This window comes from Exiguobacterium aurantiacum (genome assembly GCF_001766415.1).
GTDB classification, from domain to species: Bacteria; Bacillota; Bacilli; order Exiguobacteriales; family Exiguobacteriaceae; genus Exiguobacterium; species Exiguobacterium aurantiacum_A.
In genome coordinates this window covers 90,627-112,844 of the sequence record NZ_MKXO01000005.1, presented here as the reverse complement: position 1 = coordinate 112,844, position 22,218 = coordinate 90,627, and the positions used below count along the sequence as shown (strand labels likewise).

General features: G+C 50.3%; 23 protein-coding genes, 2 tRNA genes and 1 other annotated feature. Of the genes, 11 read left to right on the top strand and 14 right to left on the bottom strand.

Features of this window, described 5'->3' with window-relative positions; translation table 11 throughout:
- Positions 1-84: 84 nt before the first annotated feature.
- The 4 genes from BJU60_RS10870 to BJU60_RS10855 form a co-directional block, all read right to left on the bottom strand.
- Complete coding sequence (locus tag BJU60_RS10870) at positions 85-1,380, bottom strand: ABC transporter substrate-binding protein (RefSeq protein WP_070328885.1); 1,296 nt, start codon at positions 1,378-1,380, stop codon at positions 85-87.
- Between the two features lie 180 nt (positions 1,381-1,560).
- Positions 1,561-2,544 (bottom strand): aspartate--ammonia ligase, encoded by a 984-nt coding sequence (asnA, locus tag BJU60_RS10865; RefSeq protein ID WP_070328884.1) that lies wholly within the window; start codon positions 2,542-2,544, stop codon positions 1,561-1,563.
- A gap of 65 nt (positions 2,545-2,609) precedes the next feature.
- Positions 2,610-2,851: a binding site (T-box leader), on the bottom strand.
- A gap of 105 nt (positions 2,852-2,956) precedes the next feature.
- Positions 2,957-3,862, bottom strand: a complete 906-nt coding sequence (locus BJU60_RS10860) for a carbohydrate ABC transporter permease (protein WP_083274118.1) — start codon at positions 3,860-3,862, stop codon at positions 2,957-2,959.
- Positions 3,859-4,764: a carbohydrate ABC transporter permease gene (locus BJU60_RS10855; protein ID WP_070328883.1), complete on the bottom strand. Its 906-nt coding sequence runs from the start codon at positions 4,762-4,764 to the stop codon at positions 3,859-3,861. Before BJU60_RS10855 ends, BJU60_RS10860 begins: the two co-directional genes overlap by 4 nt.
- Before the next feature lie 243 nt (positions 4,765-5,007).
- On the opposite strand from BJU60_RS10855, the gene BJU60_RS10850 reads away from it, so the two are divergent.
- The 3 genes from BJU60_RS10850 to BJU60_RS10840 all read left to right on the top strand — a co-directional run bounded on the left by BJU60_RS10850 (position 5,008) and on the right by BJU60_RS10840 (position 10,376).
- Positions 5,008-6,693 (top strand): formate--tetrahydrofolate ligase, encoded by a 1,686-nt coding sequence (locus tag BJU60_RS10850; protein WP_070328882.1) that lies wholly within the window; start codon positions 5,008-5,010, stop codon positions 6,691-6,693.
- A 25-nt stretch (positions 6,694-6,718) separates the two neighbouring features.
- Positions 6,719-7,621 (top strand): alpha/beta fold hydrolase, encoded by a 903-nt coding sequence (locus BJU60_RS10845; protein ID WP_083274117.1) that lies wholly within the window; start codon positions 6,719-6,721, stop codon positions 7,619-7,621.
- A gap of 193 nt (positions 7,622-7,814) precedes the next feature.
- The gene (locus BJU60_RS10840; protein ID WP_070328881.1) at positions 7,815-10,376 is read left to right on the top strand and encodes an SH3 domain-containing protein; all 2,562 of its coding nucleotides are present in this window, start codon (positions 7,815-7,817) and stop codon (positions 10,374-10,376) included.
- A 40-nt stretch (positions 10,377-10,416) separates the two neighbouring features.
- On the opposite strand, the gene BJU60_RS10835 is transcribed toward BJU60_RS10840, so the two are convergent.
- From BJU60_RS10835 to BJU60_RS10825, 3 genes are read right to left on the bottom strand one after another with little or no spacing between them, the layout of a single operon-like run.
- Positions 10,417-10,830, bottom strand: coding sequence for a hypothetical protein (locus BJU60_RS10835; protein WP_070328880.1), 414 nt, complete (start codon positions 10,828-10,830; stop codon positions 10,417-10,419).
- On the bottom strand, positions 10,827-11,381 hold the full coding sequence (locus BJU60_RS10830) for a hypothetical protein (RefSeq protein WP_070328879.1): 555 nt from the start codon (positions 11,379-11,381) through the stop codon (positions 10,827-10,829). The genes BJU60_RS10835 and BJU60_RS10830 overlap by 4 nt, the downstream gene beginning before the upstream one ends.
- Positions 11,382-11,383: 2 nt before the next feature.
- Entirely contained in the window at positions 11,384-11,743 is a 360-nt protein-coding gene (locus BJU60_RS10825; protein WP_070328878.1) for a hypothetical protein, read from the bottom strand.
- 128 nt (positions 11,744-11,871) lie between these two features.
- Here BJU60_RS10825 and BJU60_RS10820 point away from each other — a divergent pair.
- The 4 genes from BJU60_RS10820 (at position 11,872) to BJU60_RS10805 (ending at position 13,606) form a co-directional block, all read left to right on the top strand.
- Positions 11,872-11,945, top strand: a tRNA-Gly gene (locus BJU60_RS10820).
- Between the two features lie 24 nt (positions 11,946-11,969).
- Positions 11,970-12,043 (top strand) — tRNA-Gly (locus tag BJU60_RS10815).
- A 163-nt stretch (positions 12,044-12,206) separates the two neighbouring features.
- Positions 12,207-13,007, top strand: coding sequence for an MBL fold metallo-hydrolase (locus BJU60_RS10810; protein WP_016508415.1), 801 nt, complete (start codon positions 12,207-12,209; stop codon positions 13,005-13,007).
- A gap of 392 nt (positions 13,008-13,399) precedes the next feature.
- The gene (locus tag BJU60_RS10805; protein WP_016508383.1) at positions 13,400-13,606 is read left to right on the top strand and encodes a DUF3006 domain-containing protein; all 207 of its coding nucleotides are present in this window, start codon (positions 13,400-13,402) and stop codon (positions 13,604-13,606) included.
- 41 nt (positions 13,607-13,647) lie between these two features.
- Here the strand turns inward: BJU60_RS10805 and BJU60_RS10800 are convergent, their stop codons facing one another.
- The gene (locus BJU60_RS10800) at positions 13,648-14,202 is read right to left on the bottom strand and encodes a TlpA family protein disulfide reductase (protein ID WP_070328877.1); all 555 of its coding nucleotides are present in this window, start codon (positions 14,200-14,202) and stop codon (positions 13,648-13,650) included.
- A gap of 75 nt (positions 14,203-14,277) precedes the next feature.
- On the opposite strand from BJU60_RS10800, the gene BJU60_RS10795 reads away from it, so the two are divergent.
- A complete protein-coding gene (locus BJU60_RS10795; RefSeq protein ID WP_233589682.1) occupies positions 14,278-15,129 on the top strand; it encodes an aldose 1-epimerase family protein in 852 nt (283 codons plus the stop codon).
- A gap of 36 nt (positions 15,130-15,165) precedes the next feature.
- On the opposite strand, the gene BJU60_RS10790 is transcribed toward BJU60_RS10795, so the two are convergent.
- The 3 genes from BJU60_RS10790 to BJU60_RS10780 form a co-directional block, all read right to left on the bottom strand.
- Complete coding sequence (locus BJU60_RS10790; protein WP_016508377.1) at positions 15,166-15,384, bottom strand: PspC domain-containing protein; 219 nt, start codon at positions 15,382-15,384, stop codon at positions 15,166-15,168.
- 28 nt (positions 15,385-15,412) lie between these two features.
- A complete protein-coding gene (locus BJU60_RS10785; protein WP_070328876.1) occupies positions 15,413-16,117 on the bottom strand; it encodes an NAD(P)-binding oxidoreductase in 705 nt (234 codons plus the stop codon).
- Positions 16,118-16,196: 79 nt separating this feature from the next.
- Entirely contained in the window at positions 16,197-17,411 is a 1,215-nt protein-coding gene (locus BJU60_RS10780) for an LCP family protein (protein ID WP_070328875.1), read from the bottom strand.
- Between the two features lie 201 nt (positions 17,412-17,612).
- Between BJU60_RS10780 and BJU60_RS10775 the strand changes: the two genes are divergently transcribed.
- The gene (locus BJU60_RS10775) at positions 17,613-18,527 is read left to right on the top strand and encodes a hypothetical protein (protein WP_070328874.1); all 915 of its coding nucleotides are present in this window, start codon (positions 17,613-17,615) and stop codon (positions 18,525-18,527) included.
- 177 nt (positions 18,528-18,704) lie between these two features.
- Here the strand turns inward: BJU60_RS10775 and BJU60_RS10770 are convergent, their stop codons facing one another.
- A complete protein-coding gene (locus tag BJU60_RS10770) occupies positions 18,705-18,926 on the bottom strand; it encodes a hypothetical protein (RefSeq protein ID WP_035385937.1) in 222 nt (73 codons plus the stop codon).
- A 331-nt stretch (positions 18,927-19,257) separates the two neighbouring features.
- On the opposite strand from BJU60_RS10770, the gene BJU60_RS10765 reads away from it, so the two are divergent.
- Positions 19,258-20,139, top strand: a complete 882-nt coding sequence (locus tag BJU60_RS10765) for a hypothetical protein (RefSeq protein ID WP_070328873.1) — start codon at positions 19,258-19,260, stop codon at positions 20,137-20,139.
- 62 nt (positions 20,140-20,201) lie between these two features.
- On the opposite strand, the gene BJU60_RS10760 is transcribed toward BJU60_RS10765, so the two are convergent.
- Complete coding sequence (locus BJU60_RS10760; RefSeq protein WP_070328872.1) at positions 20,202-20,573, bottom strand: hypothetical protein; 372 nt, start codon at positions 20,571-20,573, stop codon at positions 20,202-20,204.
- A 102-nt stretch (positions 20,574-20,675) separates the two neighbouring features.
- Here BJU60_RS10760 and BJU60_RS10755 point away from each other — a divergent pair, with 102 nt between their 5' ends.
- A complete protein-coding gene (locus BJU60_RS10755) occupies positions 20,676-21,089 on the top strand; it encodes a VOC family protein (protein WP_070328871.1) in 414 nt (137 codons plus the stop codon).
- A gap of 10 nt (positions 21,090-21,099) precedes the next feature.
- Here the strand turns inward: BJU60_RS10755 and BJU60_RS10750 are convergent, their stop codons facing one another.
- Positions 21,100-22,149: an NAD(P)/FAD-dependent oxidoreductase gene (locus tag BJU60_RS10750; protein ID WP_070328870.1), complete on the bottom strand. Its 1,050-nt coding sequence runs from the start codon at positions 22,147-22,149 to the stop codon at positions 21,100-21,102.
- Positions 22,150-22,218: the final 69 nt, after the last annotated feature.

Below are 22,218 nucleotides of genomic sequence, written 5' to 3'. Positions count from 1 at the left end.
GTGCTTTTTATGGGATTCCTGTGACAGTTTCTTCATAAAAAAAACACAAGCGGCGAAGGGGTCAGTTCGCTGCTTGTGTTTTCTTTATTTAGCTTTATCCATCCATACTTTTGTGAAGTCTTGGAGCATCTCGTCACCGGTCTTCTGACCGCCGACGTACGCTTGCATCAAAGCACCATACTCGTTGACCGCGCCGTCCGGATACTTGAACCAGTTCCATGAGATCGTCTTGCCTTCGTTCGAATAGGCAAGGATATCGTCAGCGAGTGGTCCGAGGTCGTTCGCTTCGATCGACTTGAACGCCGGGATGAACTTGAACTTGTTGACCATGTAGTCTTTCCCTGTGTCTGACGTCGCCATCCACTCGAGGAAGTCTTTCGCTTCTTCTTTATATTGTGAGTTTTTGTTGACGACCCAGTTATTCGGGACGCCGACCGGCAAGCGGTCCATCTTCTCTTTATCATCATTGATCGGAATCGGTACGAAGCCCATCTCGATGTCCGGATTCACGTCGAGAATCATCTGTTGGGCCCAGTTGCCCTGCTGGAGCATCGCTGTCTCGCCTTGGGCGAACTGTGTGACTTGCGTGTTGTAGTCCGTCGTGAGCGGGTTCTTGTTGCCGTATTTGATGGTCAGGTCGAACAGTTTCAAGAACTGTTGGAACTGCTCATTGTCTTCGAACTTCTCTTTGTTGTCGTTGAGCGCTTGGATGAACGCATCGGGATCATCTTGTTGTGCCATCGGGATGTTGAGCAAGTGGATGCCGAGAATCCAAAACTCCGCGTATCCGACCGAGAACGGGGTGATGCCCGCCTTGTCCAATTTTTCAGCCGCGTCCGTCAATTCAGACAGCGTCTTCGGCAGTTCACTGATGCCCGCTTTCTCAAACAGCTCCTTATTGTAGATGAAACCGTAGCCTTCAAGGTTCATCGGCATACCGTACAGTTTCCCGTCCATCGTCATCGGTTCTTTGGCCACTTCCGTCAAATCACCGACCCACTTTTCATCCGACAAATCTTCCAACTTATCTTTCCACGTCTGTGCTTCCGTGAAGCCACCGTTGTTAAAGATATCCGGTTCATTGCCAGATGCGAATTGCGATTTGAGCGCGGCACCGTAGTCGGCTCCGCCGCCGACCGTTTGAACGGTTACTTTGACGCCCGTCTCTTCTTCATATTCTTTCGCCATCGCCTCGAGGTCTTTAGCGATTTCGGCTTTAAATTGGAAGACGTTCAACGTCACATCTTTTGAGTCACCGCTATCCGCGTTCCCGTCAGCCGACCCTTCCCCTTCTGTGAGCGATCCGCCCCCGCAGGCAGCGAGCGTCAATACCATGCCAGCCGTCATCACAGCTGTCGATAATCTCCATTTGCGTTTCATCTTGCTTCCTCCCTCGGTGTGTAAGTCGACTAAAATAATCGATCCAATCAGTACACCCTTACTTTAAATGAAAACGCTTCCATTATGTAGGTGTCAAAATTGACGTGTAGGGTGGAAAATGTTGTACAGAAAACCAGGACTTTCTCGTAAGAAAGTCCTGGCTCATTTGCTTCTATATAATTACAACAGGCTAATTCCAGCTTCTTCGCACGCCGCGACCATCTCGCTCGGCCAGACCGACGATTGGACTTCACCGATATGACGGGCCCGGAGCAGATACATGGCGACACGTGACTGGCCGATTCCGCCTCCGACCGTAAGTGGGAGACGTCCTTCGAGCACGGCTTGATGGAACGGATACTTCCGCTTCTCTTCCGCGCCGGCTGTCACCAACTGCTCAGCGAGCGCTGTCTCATCGACACGGATCCCCATCGACGACAGTTCGAACGCCGTCTCGAGTTCTGGATGCCAGACGAGAATATCGCCGTTGAGCGACCAGTCGTCATAGTCAGCCGCTCGGCCATCATGTTTCTCTCCTGAGGCGAGCGCGCCTCCGATTTGTGAGAGGAAGACCGCGCCATGCTCTTTACAAATCGCATGTTCCCGTTCTTTTGGCGTCAGCGTCGGATACAGATCTTCTAGCTCTTGGCTCGTCAAGAAGTGAATCGACTCAGGGAGAATCGCTTCGATCGCGTATGCCGACTCGACCGACCGTTCCGTTTCAAGCAAGGCCGCATAAATCGATTCGACGGTCGCTTTCAAATAGTCGGTCGTCCGGTGTTCCCGGGCGATGACGCGTTCCCAGTCCCATTGATCGACATGAAGCGAGTGTGTCGCGTCGAGTTCTTCGTCGCGGCGGATCGCACGCATCTGTGTATACAACCCTTCGCCAACTTTGAACCCGTACCGGCCGAGCGCTTCGCGTTTCCATTTCGCAAGCGACTGGACGATCTCAAGCTCATGTCCCGGATATTGTGTGTCGAACTGAATGATACGCTCGACGCCGTTCAAGTGATCGTTGACTCCGCTCGCCGATGTGACGAACAACGGTGCCTGTACTTGCGTGAGACCTAGCGCCGTACTGAACTTGTCCTCGAACATTGCCTTTACCGCCGTGATTGCCTGTTGTTTTTCCTTCATCATGCTTGTTGCTGTCGTTGTCATTTTGTCTTCCTCCAATTGTGGGATTTGGGACGGAGCAATAGAAAAAAGCCCTCCAATCCCATGGACTATGGGACGGAAGGCTTCAAGCTCCGCGGTGCCACCCAAATTAGTAGACGAATCTACTCACTTTTTCGAGACGAACATCTCGTAGTTCCGATAACGGGGAACGGTCCGGCTACGTCTACTTGCAAAGCGTTCGGGTAGCGACTCCAGGAGGTTCTTCGACAGAGATTTCAGTCCGGGCTCTCACCTTCCCCGGCTCGCTTTGCTTACGTCTTCTGTGTACTCGTCCTTTCAATGTCGTTCACAATTGAATTGAACTCATTATTATAAATATTCAGACGAATGTCAACAGCTTTTCTAAAAAAAATTCTCCCCCGTGTAGCGGACGAGGGAGATCCCTTGGGAAGGGTTATTTGATCGAGCCGCTCGTGATCCCTTTGATGATATGCTGTTGCATACCGAAGAAGAAGATGAGGAGCGGAACGATCCCAAGAACTAAACCAGCGAGTGCCAAATCCCATTGTTTCGTATATTGTCCGAAGAAATAGAACGTCGCGAGCGGGATCGTCCGCAGTTCAATGTCTCGGAGGACAAGTGAAGGTAACAGAAAATCGTTCCAAATCCATAGGCTGTTCAAGATGACGATCGTCACCGTGATCGGTTTCAAGAGCGGGAACACGATCCGCCAGAACAGCCCCCATGTCGAGCAACCGTCGATGATGGCCGCCTCCTCGATCTCTTCCGGGATCGATTTCATGAAGCCATGATATAAGAACACCGAAATACCTGACCCGAACCCGAGATACATGACCATCAGTCCCCAATGACTGTTCAATAGACCGAGCACGCTCGATACTTTTACGAGCGGAATCATGATCGATTGGAACGGGATGACCATCGCCGCGACGAACAAGAAGAAGATGACGGTCGAGATCCAATGTTTCGTCCGGACGAGCTTCCATGCCGCCATCGACGTGAAGATGACGATGACGATGTTCGCGCCGGCCGTGATCAAAAGCGAGTTCAAAAAGACGCGGCCATAGTTCATCGCCTCCCACGCTTCCGTATAGTTCGATCCGAGCCAGACGTTTGGGAGTGCGGACGTGTTCGTATAAATCTCAGCAATCGACTTGAACGAGTTGACGATGACGTAATAAAACGGGACGAGATATAAAAGTCCTAGTAAAATAGCGACCAATTCGATGAGGCCAAGGCCGGTCGTATATCCGCTCGTCCGCAGCGGCTTTTGCGGCAACTGCCGTCTCGGCGTCTGATCTATTTTTGGTTCGAACTGTTCAATTTTTTCCGTCGTCATGCCTGCACCTCCCGTTTTTTCGTCAAATACACTTGGGTGACGGTGATCGCCGCGACGACGAGGAAGAAGATGACCGCTTTCGCCGAGCCGAGACCGTAATTGTTGTTCACGAACGACTCTGTATAAATGTTCAAGGCGAGCATCTCGGTCGATTTGAACGGTCCTCCGTTCGTGAGCGACAAGTTCGTATCGAATACTTTGAACGACCAGGAGATCGTCAAGAACAGACAGATCGTAATCGATGGCATGATCATCGGGAGCGTGATATGACGCAACATTTTCAACCGGTTCGCCCCGTCGATCCGGGCCGCCTCGAGCAAATCCGTCGGCACGTTCTGCAGCGCCGCGATATAGATGACCATCACGTAGCCCCCGCCTTGCCAGATCGCGACGATGACGATTCCCCAAAACGCTGTCTGGGCGTCGCCGAGCCAAGGCAGCTCGAACAGGCTCCAGCCGGTCAATGATCCGATCGACTCGAATCCTTTCACGTAAATGAATTGCCAGATGAAACCAAGGATAAGTCCGCCGATCAAGTTCGGCATAAAGAAGACCGTTCGCAATATATTTCGCGTCTTAATATTCATCGTCAACAACAGCGCCAATGAAAAGCCGACAATGTTCGTCATGATGACGGCCACGATCGTGTATTTCGTCGTGATCCAAAACGACGAACGGAACTGGGCGTCCTCGAACAAGAGTCGATGATAGTTATCCCATCCGACAAAGTTCAACTGACCGGTCACCCCGTTCCAGTCCGTGAAACTGTAATAGATCCCGTTAAAGAACGGGATGAGTACAATGGCCACGAACGCCAAAAAGGCCGGACCGACAAATGCGATAAAGCTTGCCGGCTTCTTCCAATTCCGTCTCTGTTTGCTTCGCTTCGGTGTTTCAATCATCTTCATCGCCTCCACTATCAATTTACCTGCAATGAAATGAAATGAAAACGGATACATTTGACGGAATGGGTGGAATATATTGAACTCAATTAGTGAATTTGCAGAACTGATGCGTTATGATAAAGTCAATGACAATACGAACGAGCCAGTTTATATTAGAGAAACGATCCAAATTATGGCTCGAATCACGAATGAATCAAACATAATATTAGTAAAACGTTCGAAAGTGGAGGGAATTTATACATGACGACAATCAAACCGTTATCTGACTTAGCGATCGCCCAACAAGCGGACATGCTCCCCATCAAGCAAATTGCTGAAAAGCTCGGCCTACAAGAAGATGATCTCGACCTATATGGGAAATACAAAGCAAAACTGTCGTTCGATTTGCTCGAACAAGTGAAGACCCGAGCAGACGGCAAGCTCGTCCTCGTCACAGCCATCAATCCGACGCCCGCCGGAGAAGGAAAATCGACGGTCACCGTCGGACTCGGTCAAGCGTTGAACCGACTCGATAAACAAGCGATCGTCTGTCTCCGCGAGCCGTCACTCGGCCCGACGATGGGGCTAAAAGGCGGAGCGGCCGGCGGCGGATTCAGCCAAGTCTTGCCGATGGAAGACATCAACCTCCACTTCACGGGTGACATGCACGCCATCACGTCAGCCCACAACACGATCAGCGCCATGCTCGACAACCATCTTCATCAAGGCAACGACCTAAAAATCGACGTTCGGAAAATCGTCTGGAAGCGCGTCCTCGACTTGAACGACCGTGCCCTTCGCCACGTGACGGTCGGACTTGGCGGAGCCGCACACGGTGTCCCGCGCGAAGACGGTTTTGACATCACCGTCGCCTCAGAAATTATGGCGATCCTTTGCCTCGCCGATTCGCTCGCCGATCTAGAGGCGCGTATTAAGCGGATCGTCGTCGCCTACGACTTCGATAATGAACCCGTCACGGCTGAACAGATTGGTGCGGCCGGTGCGGCCACACTCTTACTGAAAGAGGCGTTCAAGCCAAACTTGGTCCAAACACTTGAACAGACCCCGGCTCTCGTCCACGGCGGCCCGTTCGCGAACATCGCTCACGGCTGTAACTCGCTCATCGCGACAAAGACTGCCTTGAAGCTCGGCGAATACGTCGTCACCGAGGCCGGCTTCGGAGCTGATCTTGGCGCCGAGAAGTTCTGTCATATTAAATCGCGTATCGGCAACTTAAGTCCTGATGCGGTCGTCCTCGTGGCGACAGTCCGCGCGTTGAAGATGCATGGTGGTGTCGCCAAAGACCAACTCCACATCGAAAACGTCGAGGCCGTCACAAAAGGCATGGAGTTGCTCGCCAAACATGTCGACACGATGACAAAGCTCGGTTTGCCAACCATCGTTGCCTTGAACCGCTTTAATTCAGATTCGATCGCAGAGCTCGACACTGTGCTCGACTGGTGCGAAACGCATCAAATCCGCGTCGCCCTCAGCGAAGTTTGGGCGAGCGGCGGACAAGGCGGACAAGCACTTGCCGAGGCCGTCATCGAGACAGTCGAGTCGAACGAAGCCATGCTCACACCACTTTACGAGCTGACTGATTCGATCGAACAGAAGATTACGACGATTGCCCGAGAAGTTTACGGAGCGGCCGGCGTCACGTTCACCGCTACGGCGAAAAAGCAAATGGCTCAAATTAAAGCGAACGGATGGGACGATTTGCCGATCTGTATGGCCAAAACACCGTTCTCACTATCCGACGATCCGACAAAACTCGGATACGTTCAAGGATTCACGGTAACCGTACGAGAGTTGAAACCGTCGGTCGGTGCCGGCTTCCTCGTCGCTTTGACGGGTAACGTCTTGACGATGCCAGGACTGCCAAAACATCCAGCCGCTCTCAACATGGGCATCGACGAGACAGGTAAGGCCATCGGATTGTTTTAATCCACACGACAACGGAGGGATGACTTTGGACGTCCTTGAGCACACGTACGCAGACGGGTACCGCACGCACGTATTGCATGTCCCGGCAACGAACCCGATTGGAAATTGTTTCTTGTTTCACGGCATGCTCGAACACCACGGCAGGTATGTCGAATTCGCCGACTTTATGGCAACAACTGGATTTAACGTTTTTGTTTGCGATCTTCGCGGAGCTGGAAAATCAGCGCGTGCTCAATCCACATACGCTCACTTACTTCCAAAAGAAGGATTTGACCAAATGGTCGAAGACGCTGTCGCATTGATTGGTCACTACCAAAATGATTTGCCTACGTTTGTAATCGGACATAGTTTCGGTTCTTTGCTCGTCCGTCGTCTCGGTCAAATCATGGGTCATAACCTAGCCGGCATCGTCGCCATTTCACCGCCTCCTGGCTCTGGTTTCGTCGGCCGGCTCGGGCTTTACGCCATCGGGTCGGCAATTCGTATGAAAGGGAGCGATTACCACTCTCGCCTGTTCGAACGCCTCTTGTTCGGGCGCTACAATTTAAAATTCTTCCCAGCCAAGACGGAGAACGATTGGATTTCTAGCGTCCCGGAAGAAGTGGCCTCTTACCGCAGCGACCCGGACTGCGGCGGTATCCCGACACTCGGTTACTTATATGAAGTAGCTAGCGCTTCGCTAGAGGTCACATCCCTCGCCCGTATCCATGAACATCCGAAGACGCTCCCGATCCTCTTCGTCGCCGGAACGGACGACCCGGTCGTACACGATGGGGAAGGGTTGAAAGGGATTGTTCGAAACTATCAGGCAGCGGAAGTCGAGCTGACGGTGTTGTCTTACGACAACGCGCGTCACGAAGTGCTCCGCGAACGGCAACGCGACGAAGTGTGGACCGATATAAGCAGTTGGCTCTTGCGCAACCTTTAAGCTAAAACATGGAAAAACCTCCTATTAAATGGAGGTTTTTTTATTTTTACATTTTAAACCAACGACTTTCTAATTCATTTACCTTTTTTGAAATTTTTCATCTTCTTTCCATTTTTTAAGTGCGCTATACTTAGACCGCGCACTACGAAGAACACTTATAGATTGAAGTATATGGAATGAAAGGGGTAACACATTGAAACCAACTATTACACGACTGAGCGCGGCCGTCCTCATCTCTAGCACAGTATTGAGCATGATCGGACCGACCGAGTCATATGCAGCAACATACGAAGGCACGGTGAATACCTCCATTTTGAACGTCCGGTCGTCTACGTCGACTTCGGCAGCAATTGTCGGCAAGTTGACGAAAGGGACTGCTGTACAAGTTTATTCGACAAGCAACGACTGGGCCCAAATCGAGTTTCAAGGTCAAAAGCGCTATGTTTCTTCCTCGTACTTAACGTTGAAGTCTACCGTCACGAAAGCTTCAACAGCTAAAACGTATACAGCTAATGCGACCGTCAATATGCGCTCTGCGATGACGACGAGCGCTTCAATCGTTACAACGATTCCAAAAGAGGCGACCGTCACTTACATATCGACGCACGGCGCGACGGGATCATGGTTCAAAGTCACATACGGCGGGAAAACTGGCTATGTGGCTCAACGCTACTTCTCTCAAGTAGGAGGCGAAACCGTGGCACCCCAAGCGAACCCGACGCATAGTACGACAACAAACACGACGATGCATAGCTCGATGATTTCAACGTCACCTGTCGTCGTCACGATTCCAAAAGGGGCAAGCGTGACACTCGTGTCGACTCACGGAGCAACCGGATCATGGGCGAAAGTGACGTATGCCGGAAAAACAGGTTATGTCGCGATGCGCAACTTACAATCTATCGTGACGGTCGAACCGAAAACGATGTACGTTAAGGCAAACTCAAGTATTTTCAGTTCAATGTCGACATCAGGTCAATCCATCGGTACACTGCAAGCGGCGACAAGCGTCAAACTCTTGTCAACTCACGGTGCGACTGGCTCATGGGCTAAAATTTCGGCCGGTTCATTGACGGGTTACGTACCGATGCGCAACTTGTCTGAAACGGAAGTTGCTGTACCGGTGACACCGTATTACGCGACACAGGCAGTGACGATGTATTCATCGACTTCGACGAGCGGAAACGTCCTTCAAACGATTCCAGTCGGCGCGAAAGTCGATCAACTTTCGGCTCACGGTGCCACTGGCTCGTGGTTCAAAGTCCGCTATGCGAATGTGACCGGTTACGTCGCAGCACGAAACTTTTCTTTGACGCCACCAGCGACTTCGACCGAACAATATGGACCGGAGCGTGAAGTACAAGTCATCTCAAGCGGCACACCACTGAACGTCCGTCCGACTTCCGGGACCGGAAATGCCGCCATCGGTACTCTTACTCATGGCACAGTAGTAAAAGTGAAACCTGTCTTGAATACAGAATGGGGCATCTTGACGAGCGGAAGCTTTGTCGGGGGCTATATCCACTTAAGTTATACGACTGCTATCACGACTCCACCGCCGGCAACCGGTATTCAACGCGTCGTATCCTATACGAGTTATCCGATTTCAGTTCGGACAATGGCGGAACGACAGATGGCACAGTTCGGCCAGACCGATGCTCACCGCTATGCCAAAGCGTATTTACCACGTTCGTGGGTAAAAGTGGACGGGATTTCTGGAACGATTGTCAATAACAATATGCAAGTGATTTCAGGCGTAGGTGCCGCTCTTAAAACGACGGCTTCTTCAAGCGCGGCGACACTCGCCACGATCCCAAACGGTACGACGCTCGAGTATGTCAGCCGTCAAACGGTCGGTACGACGGTTTGGTATCGCGTCAAATACGGGACGATGACTGGCTTCGTGACACCGAGTTCGGTTGTTGGTGAAGCTAAAATGTTTAGCCGTGCCAGTCTCACGTCACACGCATATGGCCAAATCAATCCAGGTGAAACAGTAACAATCACGGGACAAGATGGAAACTACTATACCGTCTCTTACAAGCGCCCGTCTGGCCATAACATCCGTATTTTTGACAACACGTGGCGTCGCGCATCGGTAGCTGATATTGAACCGTACGTCAATCCGAACAATTTCGCGCAAGATTCACAAGCATTTTACCAATTCCTCGACTTGTCGAAGAGCGCCGGTACGAGCGCTGCTACATTGAACGGGGTTCTCACAAATAGCGGAACGCTTACCAATCAAGGTCAAGCATTCATCAACGCAGCAAATCAATACAGCGTCAACGAAATCTACTTGCTCGCACATGCCGTCCATGAAACCGGGCACGGTAAGTCAGTCCTCGCTCAAGGGGTCCCGGTCGATAAAGACGGAAACGCCTTAATCAACTCGAGCGGCGTTCGCATCTATCCGGATCGGGAAATCGCGGCTACTGTCTACAACATGTACGGTATTCAAGCAGTCGACAGCAGTCCATTAACGACAGGTGCCAAATTCGCTTTCGAACAGAAATGGTTCACGCCGGAAGCTGCCATTGTCGGGGGAGCTTATTGGATTGGAGCAAGTTATATCAATCATCCGACACATAAACAAAATACACTCTATAAGATGCGCTTCAACCCGGCCGCTCCTGGCAACCATCAGTACGCAACGGATATCGGTTGGGCGACGAAACAAACGACACGTATCTTCCAGATCTATCAAAACCTCGATTCATACACGCTCCACTTCGACGTACCAAAGTTCCAATAACGAACAAGAGACACGAGCCAACTTGGCTTCGTGTCTCTTTTTATGTCCATTCGATGGAATCGACGATCGCTTCGATCTCTAACTTTTCATCCGTCTTCTTGTCGGCGACGTACGTCAAAAACAACAGGCGCTTCCCGTCCGTGAGCGACCAGACGTCTAAATACATGTCGTCTTCAATCCCGCTCGCGTAAGCCGTCGTCATGCCGCCCGATTGATCCGTCACGCTCGGTGCGACTTTAATGTCGATCGGGAACTCCCCTAAAAAGGTGTTCAGTTCTTGCAGCGCCGCATCTTCAGGGGCCTGGGCCTCCTCTGCTTCATAGATAGACATTTGAAGCGTGCCTTGCGCATCTTCCTCCACCGAATAGAAGCTGACGTGATCCTCTTCTTCATTGTATTCATAGTGCTCTGGGTAGGATAAACGAAGCCACCCGTCGATTTCGTATTCTTTCATGCTAATTGCTCCTTCGTTTTCTTGAATGTCAGGCCGGTGACCATTTTGGCTTGCAGCGCATATTTGAGCCGCTCCGTCACGTAAAGGCGTTGGCTGTTTCGATCTTGGGCGATCATATGTCCGCATAAATCCATCCGAACGGTTTGTCGGGACAGAAAGTAGAGACGATCCTCGCTTAACGGACGATATTCACCGGAATCCTCGAGGTGCTCGATCTCAAATCGGCGTAAGACGTTGAGCGCGCAATAGTGATCGGTCTTGCCGGTACTCGTATGCAGTTCAACCCGGACGAGCTGGATGTCGTACGGACATAGATTCATAAAGATGGGTCCGATTCGTTCGTGGATGAGCAAGACGCCCATATCCGTCTCAATCAAATCGGGTAACGCCCCCGCGTCTTGGGAGATGCTCAAGACGACGTAGGGTCGTTCAGTCGGTGCGAGCAGTTCCCCTTTAAAAAAGCGGAACCGTTGGATGCCGGTCAATACGCGGGCCCGCCAAGCGCTGCCACGGGCTTCCGCTTCAATCCGATACAGTCGTTCTCGACTCACGACTACTCCCCCTTCAATTGTTTGAGCGCTTCGACGAATCGTTCCCACTCTTGGTCGTCGCAGACGATCTTACTTTCAATTCCCCATTCTTCCTCGATTTTCAAACGTACCTCGTTCGTTTCAACGTGGCGCGTGAGATGCAACGCTCCGATTTGAACGAACATCGGCTCGATGACTAACGTCTCGGTCGGTGAACTGACCCATTTTAGCCGGTCAGCCCGTAAAATCACATGCCACATCGACTCATGCCGCACCGAGAACGTCCATTGACGGAGCGTTACAGTTTGTTCGACTTGTTTCGCCTGGTTCATCATGCGAAACCCTTCACTCATCATCTTCAAATAAGATTTTCGTTCGCTCATGCCCGTCCCACTCCCCTCTTCTATTATCTTAGCAAGACCACCTATCCGCCACAACTAATGTTTTTTCGAAAAAGGGTTTGCAAAGGTTAAATCGTGTGCTATTATATTACCGTAACGTTAAGCGTTTCGCGGGTGTAGTTTAATGGTAAAACCTCAGCCTTCCAAGCTGATGACGAGAGTTCGATTCTCTTCACCCGCTCCAATTTTAAATTTCATACTTGAATGTGCGGGTGTAGTTTAATGGTAAAACCTCAGCCTTCCAAGCTGATGACGAGAGTTCGATTCTCTTCACCCGCTCCAATTTCCGACATATTCGCGAGGCTTAACTCGCACACATAACCACATGGTGCACACCATGTAACGAGCAGGAGGTCATTCGACTTCCTGCTCTTTTGTTTTTTGACGTCACGCTTAAATGAGACCGATTCGGGAAAAGAATTGGAGATATGAAGGAGGGATCACCATGATTCAAGTCCGCCTACAGCCATTTACCGTTTATGAGAGTGCTTTAATGCGAACCACATCGACTTTGATCGACACTGAAGACAGCCTCATCTTAATCGACCCGAACTGGTTGCCAGAAGAAGTTGCGACCATCCGTCGCGACATCGAGTTGAAGCGACAAGGTAAGAAATTGTACGTCATTTATACGCACCAGCACTATGACCATATCATCGGCGCTTACGCTTTCCCTGATGCGACCGTGATTGCTTCAAAAGCGTTCGTCGAAACAGACGCCAGCGCCCAACTTGAAGAGATTAAAACGTTCTACGAACAGTATTACATCGACCGCCCGATTCAAAAGCCGGTCGTCGACATCATCATCTCCGAAGACAGTACGGTCGAGCTCGGTGCTACCCCGATCACGTTCTACTTGACGCCAGGACATGAAGCGACCCATATGTCACTCATTGTCGAACCGTTGCGTCTGCTCGTGTGCGGTGATTACGGATCGAACATCGAACCACCGTTCATTGAGCACGACGCGGAAGCGTATCTCGAATCGCTTCAAAAACTTCAATCCGCCGTCTACGAACACGAGATCCGTTGGCTCATACCCGGCCACGGCGACCTATGTGATGACCGCAGTAAGATGATCGAGCGACTCAGCGCTGCCGAAGAATATATCCTCGCTTTGCCTGAAGAACGCGTCTGGTCCCCGCTTTGGCCTGAGCACGCCTTTTTTAACCGGGTTCACGAACGCAATCGAAAACATGTCGAACAAAAAGAGCATGAGCGCGAGGCACGCCAACGCGACTATTGACGCAAAAAAATCGCAACGTCTCCCCAAGACGTTGCGATCCCCCTATGTAAACCTATTTCTTTGTGATGCGTTCTGAACGGACCGTGAACATACGGTCAATCCCATAAATCGTCACTCCGGTAAGAGCGAGCAATCCGATCATAGCTGATGAAAACATTGACCATACCCCCATTGTTCACAAATTCGTCATAATCACCCCGTGCCTTCATTATAGAAGAAAACATTTCAAAAAGAAAGCGTTTTCTTCAAACTTTCTTCACAATTACTGATCGTTGTTTACTTCTCCTTCGTTTGTGTAGCAACATTCAAATATGTGTAGGTTTTATGGAATGTGGGAATACACTCTATAAGAATAAAAGAGACAGAAAGCTGTTCGCTGAGGAGGAAGAGGCATGATCAAATACGGCACGTTGGTGCGAGTCGAAGGGAAATACGCCGTGTTACGTTGGAACAACGGCTCAAGTTTTATCCCACGACGATTCTTGCCATCAGAAGCACGGGTTGGCGATACGATCATTCGAGATAACCACCATTATTATCTTGAAGAAGACATGACACCGAATTTCGATGCGCTCATCAAACAACATTATAAAAAGTAAACAAAGACAGACCGGTTCTCTTCCAGTCTGTCTTTGTACGTTCATTTTGTCTGTTCGCGTAACCAGTTAAAGTCGACCGGACCGACTTGTTTGGCTGTAATCACACCGTCCGGACCGACGACATACGTTGTCGGCAAAGCGACGACGCGGTACGTCTTCTCCACCGTGCCTGCTTCGTCCAATAATACCGGGAAGCTGACCGGCACTTCTTTCAAAAACGCCTCGACGTCTTGTCTGCCGCGTCGCTCATTTTTCGTGACGTTCACCCCGAGCACCGGAATCCCGGTTTCTTCGCCGAACTCGATCAATTCCGGCAGTTCTTCTCGGCAAGGCGGGCACCACGATGCCCAGAAGTTTAAGACGACTTGCTGTCCTGCGTACGCATCAAGTGCCAACGTTTCCCCTTCGATTGTCTCCAGTTCGAAGGCGGGCGCGCGTTGACCGATCTCGAGACCACCGAGAACCGTGTCGTCCGTCGCGACACGGTCAGTCTGTTCGCTCGCTTGACTCGCCTTGTATTCGTCATACCCTTTATAGCCCAGACCGGCGATCAGTCCCGCCATAATCAATCCAATAGCCAGTTTATGAAATCGCATCATTTACCCCTTGTTCTCTGTCCTATTCATTTCTAAACTTAACTTATCACATTCACTCAAAGGAGCGGAACTATCGTGCAACTTCACAATGAAAAAGTCAGTGTCACTTTGAAAGCGCAAGGCGCGGAAATGACGAGTTGGAAAGTCGACGGGACCGAGCTACTCTGGCAAGGCGACCCTACGTATTGGGGACGACAAGCCCCGATTTTATTCCCGTTCGTCGGACGGTTGTTGGATGACCGTTACTTATATGATGGCTTGACGTATACGATGAGCCAACACGGATTCGCTCGCGATGAGACGTTCGAAGTCGCAGAATCGTCTGATACACACGTCCGGTTCGTTCTCCGTGACTCGGTCGAGACACAGAAACACTATCCGTTCCCGTTCGAACTTCACGTGGACTATCGACTGATCGGCGAGGAATTGAACGTGACATATCGCGTCCGAAACGGCGGCGACGAGGTGTTACCGTTCAGCATCGGCGGACACCCTGCCTTCAATATCCCGTTCGCGGGCGGGGTGTTCGAAGAGTATACAATCGATTTCGGTGAGACGCGCTCACTTGATCGCTTATTGTTAGAGGGTCCTTATTTGACCGGCGCCTATCAACCGCTCGGCGAACGTCGCTACATCCCGCTCTCGCATCACTTGTTCGACCAAGACGCTTTAATTTTCGAAAATATCGAGTATGCTGCACTGCGCCACCAACCGAGCGGTCGCGCCATCGTCATGGAGTGCCCGACATTCACCCATTTCGGGATTTGGTCACCGCCTCAGTCTGACGCCCCGTTCGCCTGCCTCGAACCTTGGTTCGGTCATGCCGATTATAAAGGACATCGTAAAGACATCCGTCAAAAAGAAGATATGCAGTTGCTCGCACCGAACGAAACGTTCGAAGCGACTTACACGCTCTATACGGAATGAAAAAACGTGCTGACCGCATTGGTCAGCACGTTTTCGTTAGAAGCGGCTTTCTTGTTCCGCCTCATACTCTGAAGGCGGTTTTTTCATGACAATCGCGAGCACGATATAAATTAACAAGCCCGGTCCGCCGAATAAGGCGAGAACGACGAAGATGATCCGCATCAACGTCACGTCTACTCCGAGGTACTTCCCGAGCCCCGAGCAAACGCCTGCTATCATTTGGTCAGACGGATCTTTGTACAGTTTTCGTTCCATCAAGACACCTTCTCCTTCATTTTTTCGGTCATCGCTGTGGTCGACGAAGTGTCGTTCTTCCAGCTGTCGCGGCTTCGCCTCGACTATCAAAATCGAGTGCATCGTTGATCGGTGTACTTCCTGATCTAATTTCAATCCGACGTCCGTACAAGCCCCGATTATCGAGCGAGGCAGCAATGACTGTCGCGACGTCCGTCTCGGAAATCGTGGCGCCTGAGGCGTCACTTAAGTCTTCTGAAGCTTCGATCGACCCTTTTCCAGGTCCATCTGTAATTGCCACTGGGCAAATGATCGTGTAGTTCAAGCCGCTATGTTCGATATACTCATCGGCCGCATTATTCGCAGACAAGAAGTTGTAATGTTCTTTCGGGCCCGCGTCTGGTCGATCGGCACCGTATGCGCTTAGTAAGACCACGTGACGGACGCGCTCTTTTTTAGCGGCGTCAATCGCTTTCATCGCGACGTTCCGGTCAAGCAGTTCAATCTCTTTGCTCGTGCCTTCAGCACCTGCTGTCGCAGCGACGATGACGGCGTCTTGGCCAGCGGTCGCCTCGTGAATCTTTTTATCAAGCTCTTTTTCAACATCGACGGTGAGCACGCGCGCACCCATTTTTTCGTACTCTGCTTGCAGTTCAGGATAACGAATTAAAGCGGTCACTTGATGCGTTTTCGCTAAACTTTTCAAGACACGTCTACCGATCTTTCCTGTTGCTCCAATGACTAAAACTTTCATTCAAATTTCCCTCCTCAAAAGAGTAGTTCATTTGATTAAAATTCCTCTTTCCGTACGGAATCAAACCCGTTTCGCAAAATTATCTCACAGTTCCCCACATCGTTAAGTCGAGCGCGTCACGAATCGATTGGACGCTCTCTTCATTCGGTTGGTAATAGTAGATGTTGTCAATGTAAGCATCTTGTCCGTCGACTTGAAGTTTGTTCACTTCGGGTTGAAGCATCATCGTGAGCCCAACCGACGCCATTTGCAGCGGATTCATTTCGAGCCCCATCTCATCTTTCATAAAACTGTACGTGGCCGGGATCTTCGACCATCCGGCCGGGCTTACCAACTTGTCGGCCACTGCCGACATGACTTCGGTTTGGCGACTTGAACGGGCACCGTCTGTATCCGATTTACGATGTCGCGCGTAGGCGAGCGCCATATCCCCGTCCATCGAATACGATACACCTTCCGTGTATTCATACGTTTGATTAAACCCCTTTTCGCTGAACGAATGGGTGGCCGTGATGTTCACTCCGCCGACGACGTCGATCAATTCCATGAACGTCTCGAACGTGATGACGACTTGACCGTCGACCGAAGTCTCGGTCAATCCTTCGACTGCACCGACCGTACACTCAGCGCCTCCATAAGCGAAGGCATGGGTAATCTTATCGCCTTCGCGCTCAGGTTCACAAGGGATCGCCGTATACGTATCTCGTGGAATCGATACGTTTTGAACGGTCCGCGAACGCGGGACGAACTCCATCAACTGAAGCGAATCGGTTCGTGAACCGGACACCGATTCGCCGACACGGGCGTCACTGCCCATGACTAAGAACGTAACTGGGTTTGATGCCATATAACCGACCCCGATCACGAGGAGCAACAAGACGAGCAAGAGCTTTCCTTTCCAACTTCGGCGCTTGCGCTTGTCTTTTTGCGGCTTTTGTTTCGGCGGTACGCTGCTTTGCTGCTTCGGAACACGCTCTTTCGTGTCATGAGAGCGAGGTTCCCGCTTGTCCTCACGCTTTTGGCGCTTCGCTTTTTTCCCGAACGGCATCTTCAGTTTAGGTGCCTGAACCTTCCGTTTTCGATTATTGTTCGTCTCGGTCCGTTTTTCATCGGAACGATCTAAAAATGGATGGTCTTGTCCTTCCGCTTGCTTCGACTCTAGTGAAGGGCGAATCACTTCGTCTTCCGCCTCACCCGGATTCACTTGTTCATCGCGAGACAGTTCTTCTAGCCGCTCGCGTTCTAATTCACGTCTGCGTCGTTCGACACGCGAGAGTTGTTGATCGTCATTCATATGATGTACCTCTATAGTTTAGATTTTCCTACATTATCATCGACAAACTCTATTCTGACAACGGTTAGCGCAAAAATCCGTCTTAAGCATGAGACGCGAGGATTGTTTTAAATGAAAAGCGGGAAAGGAATAATAATCGGTGTCTGCCTATAAACGAGACATGGCAGCCCGTTCGATGTCCTTTGAAGGGAGGGAGAGCTAATGCGCATCGGGAAGCTCCGCATGTTACTTGAACAGTACGGAGAGACGACTCTTCGCGATTTAGTCGTCGAAATGTACCGAAACACCCCTAAAGCCGTTATCGAAGAAAAAGATATGGATTACATGATTAGTCAGTTCACTCGTTACAAAGAACAAAAATCGTCAGACGAGCGACATTCGCTCTCGCAGACAGTAATCCTCGCTGAACGCTTCGTGGAATTGGCTTACGATCACCTCTACTTGCTGCCAAATCAAATCATGAGCGAACGCGATCAAAAGAATTGGTATATACACGCCAAGAAAATCATTCGTGACTTATCGTATTACGCCGAAGATGAAGCAGAGGCACGGACGATGTATGAGGAAATGTTTTTACTCTTGTCCTCTTCGGCAGGGGAAGAGCCCCTATTTTCAACAAGTGACCCGTTTCGACTGCTGAAACTCTCGCAAACCACGATGCTCACTCAATTGATTCATTACTATCAACTCGACGCCCCCACCTCCGACGTGTGGATCGATCGTTCTTTGTACACGGCGCTCCACGTCCCAAAAGATGTTGACTCGACACGGGTCGACTTACTCTCTACACTTCTTGAGCAACCCTACACTTCGTTTGAATGGAATTTATTCCATCAACGCATCATCACACTTTGTGAACGGACACTTGCCAAAGCCCCGTCCGATGACAGTGCACTTGAGGACTATCAAGCACTTAAAATGCTTGAACTCGAACTCCTCGTTGAGCGCGGACAATTGTCAGAAGCTGAACGGAAGTTGTTTTCTGAGTACATCCCCTTCTTCTCACACCGTTCAGAACCGTTCAAAGTGTATGTCAATATGCTCGAGAGCCGCGGACATTCTGATGAAACGAAACGACTTCGCCGGCTAGCCAAAGAGAAACGCATCCAATTTTAAAAAAAAAGGGAGTCAACCGACGGCGTCGGTTGACTCCAAAACATGATATGAACGAGGGGTGTTCATCTGAAAAGAGGAGTGGAAGTTGGTGCAGAACTTCCTTCCTACATACCTAGTATAAAAGATATTTGAAACCGCTTCCGGGATAGTTATTGCAGTTTTGTGAACGTTTTCACGTTATTCAATCGCGTTAATAATGCCCAACCCGATCACTGACAACAGAACAATTAAAACGAAAATAAACACCATCTCATTTGGTGACCGGAAGCCTTCGTATAACTCGACCTGTTCTTCAACGATGACATTGTCATGGACTACAATCGGTTCAGTCTCGGCAAGAGCCGTGGCCGGGACACCGACCAATAGCAGCGCCAACCATAAACTTATTACGTATCGCATATCATACTCCTGTCGTTTTTTCTCACTGACAGTATAGCACGTCTCTCTCTCTTCGACCCATTCGTTTCTCCTCTTCCCACCGGAAAAGTTTAACAAATCTCACAGCCCCTTCGTTGCTCTAAACTTCCTCGTTCCGACACGGATCACACTTCGATAAAATGCTCATTCCAAAGCCATTTCCCTCACCATTCCCCTTTAAAAATCTGACTTTCCACGTGTCAAAACAGTAATCAAACATGATGAATGTTCATAAAATGAACACGACATTTTTCAATTGGTAGCCCTTACAATTTAAGGGTAGTGATTATTTTAGAAGAAAGAAGGATTCCTCATGAAACGGACGCTTATATTCGCGGAGTGTCGCCAAATCCAACCTAAAAAACGTTCACTGCTTCACCAATTGTACAACCCGGGCGAGTCGCCTCACATCCTCGCCATCCGACCACACCAATATGTCCATACGGCCTGGCAAGGAGATGTTCCCGTCGCAGCAATCGCCTCCGACTATAGCGATTATGCAACGGATCAGATGATCCGGCTCACGCACGAGGCTTATCGGGACCGCTATGTCTTCCGAGGTTTGCTCGACCGACTGATCCGTGAGATACGTCGAAACAGTATACATGACACAACGTTGCTGTTACACGTCAAACAAGACCACGACCAAGATAAGCGTCGAATGTTTGAAGTGCTCGGTTTTGATCCATATCACGAGACTGTCACTTACACATTGCCGCTCATCCTTTTCCAAAAATATACATACGAGAACTGGTCGCTTCACGTTGATTATTTTGCGACACACTCTAGCTGGCTCGCCTACCGAAATCAATATGCGCATATGCTGACTGATGTGTTGCCGCTGACTGCATCACGACTGCTCGAGCATGAACGTCGTCAGGAAGTCTTCCATTCCCTTAAATTAAAAGGGAAAATCGTCGGCATCATGCGATCTCGAATTGGATCTGGACGACTGGACGTATATGAACTCCACGTGTCAGGTAGCGATGAATTGATTCAAGAGGCCGTGTCTTTTATTCAGCAAGAATTTTATTTCCGGTTCAGGTCGCTTGAACAAATTCGGGTCACGTTGACTTCACTCCAACCAGAGCTACGATACGCTTTGATCCGACAAGGCGGATCGCCAACCCAAGCAGGAACCTACACGATGATTAAAGAAGTGGCGCCTTCCGCGCCATCGTTTCCACTCAATTAGAAAAAGACGCTAAACGTCACGTCCTTTTCACGGAAAGGATTCGTTCGTTTGGCGTCTTTTCTTCATTCAGCAGCGTTTGCCGATTCGATTGCTAAGGGTGGCATCTCTTCGAACAGCACGGTTCGAAGCCCGATATCACGTCGGTCCAACGATTCAATCCGATCGAATTGAATTTCACGGTCCGCGACACTGAACCAATACGTGATGTGAGGTTCATCCGTGAAGCGAAGCGCATAATTCGAACCGTTCAAATGAAAATCCACTTCGGTCGAAAGGATTTCTGCCGGGCCGATTTTTTTGTGGGTCGTCAGTCGTTCGAGAACGACTTGCTCCTCATTGATCTGATAATCGACAAATGTCGCAAGTGAGAGTCCAAACACAAATGATACCAGCGCGAACGCGCTGATCAATCCAAGAGTGATCTTTCCGTTCATGTCGCCGTCCCTCCCTCTTCTACTATATCGGATTTTGCTAAAACGTTGTGAAGTGACATTTTGTTCAAGTTTCGGCAAACTAGAGCAAGAGGAGGGATTAGTATGCAAATTGACCACACCGGGATCGCTGTTCGCGACTTAGACGAAGCGATCTCGTTTTACACGAACGTGTTACAAGGAAAACTTGTCGACCGTTATACGAATACGGCAGCCGGTGTCGAAACCGAGCTCGCCGTGATTCACGTCGGTGAAGACGTGATCGAGTTGCTCTTGCCGACAAGTTCGACGAGCCCGATCGCCCGATTCATGAAAGCACGCGGCAAAGGCGTTCACCACATCGCCTATCGGGTCGATGATTTAGAAGCATCGATTGCCGCTTTGAAACGCGACGGCATCACGTTTTTAGAAGATACGCTCCGAACGACGGCAAAAGGCCGACGCCTCATCTATATGGACCCACGCCACTCGGGCGGGGTCATCGTCGAACTATGTGATTATCCGGCAATGAAGCAGTGAGGGACATCCCTCACTGCTTCATTATTGTCCGCTCGATAATATCACGATTTTTCGCTTTCAACCGTTCGTTGTGCGACGACACCATCGCCGACTTCGTCGCGTCCGGATCGATGAACGTCTTGGCCCGGTTGACCGCGTTAGCCGCATCTTGGAACGCTCCCGCAATCAGATGCACCTTGCCTTCATGCGTCAAAATATCGCCCGCCGCATAAAGTCCAGGTACTGACGATTCGCTGCTCGCGTTCCCGTTCACATAGAACCCATCCACCATCTCGACTTTTAATTCGCTGTCGTTGAGGAGAGCCGAGTCCTGTTCGTAGCCGTGGTTGATGACCACTTCATCGACCTCGACCAATTCACTTGCCCCGGTCCCGCAATCGATGAGCTTGACGGCATGGATCGTCGTGCCATCATTGGAAATCAAGTCCTCGATCGTTGTATGAAGTCGGCAGTCGACTCGGCCACAGAGGAGCTTGTCGACTTGCGATTCATGCCCTTTGAGCGCTTCTTTTCGATACGTCAAAATCACGCGCTCCGCAATCGGCTCAAGTTCGTTCGCCCAATCGATGGCGCTGTTGCCGCCACCGGAAATCAATACCGTCTTCCCTTTAAAACGCATCAACGACTTAACCGTATAATGAAGGTTCGAGACTTCGAACCGCTCCGCCCCGCTGATCTCAATTTTTTGAGGTTGTAAAATACCGCTCCCCGTCGCGACGATGACCGTCTTTGACACGTGCCGGCCGTTTGTCGTATCGAGCACGAAATGACCAGTGTGATCTTTCGCCATCGATTCTACTTTCTCGCCGAGCACGACGGTCGGATCGAACGTGAGACCTTGCTCAATCAATTGTTCGATGAGGCGGGCACCCGTCGTCGGGGTGACGCCACCGATGTCCCATATCATCTTCTCCGGATAGACATGGATCTTACCACCGAGATGCGGTTGAAATTCGATCAACTTCGTCTTCATCCCGCGCAACCCGCTATAAAAAGCGGCATACAATCCCGCCGGACCGCCACCAATGATTGTTACGTCGTACACGTCCTGTTCGCTCATCCGCTCCATCCTCCTTAAACATTTACCGTCACTGATTATCATTCTCATTTAATATACATCGAAATTTTA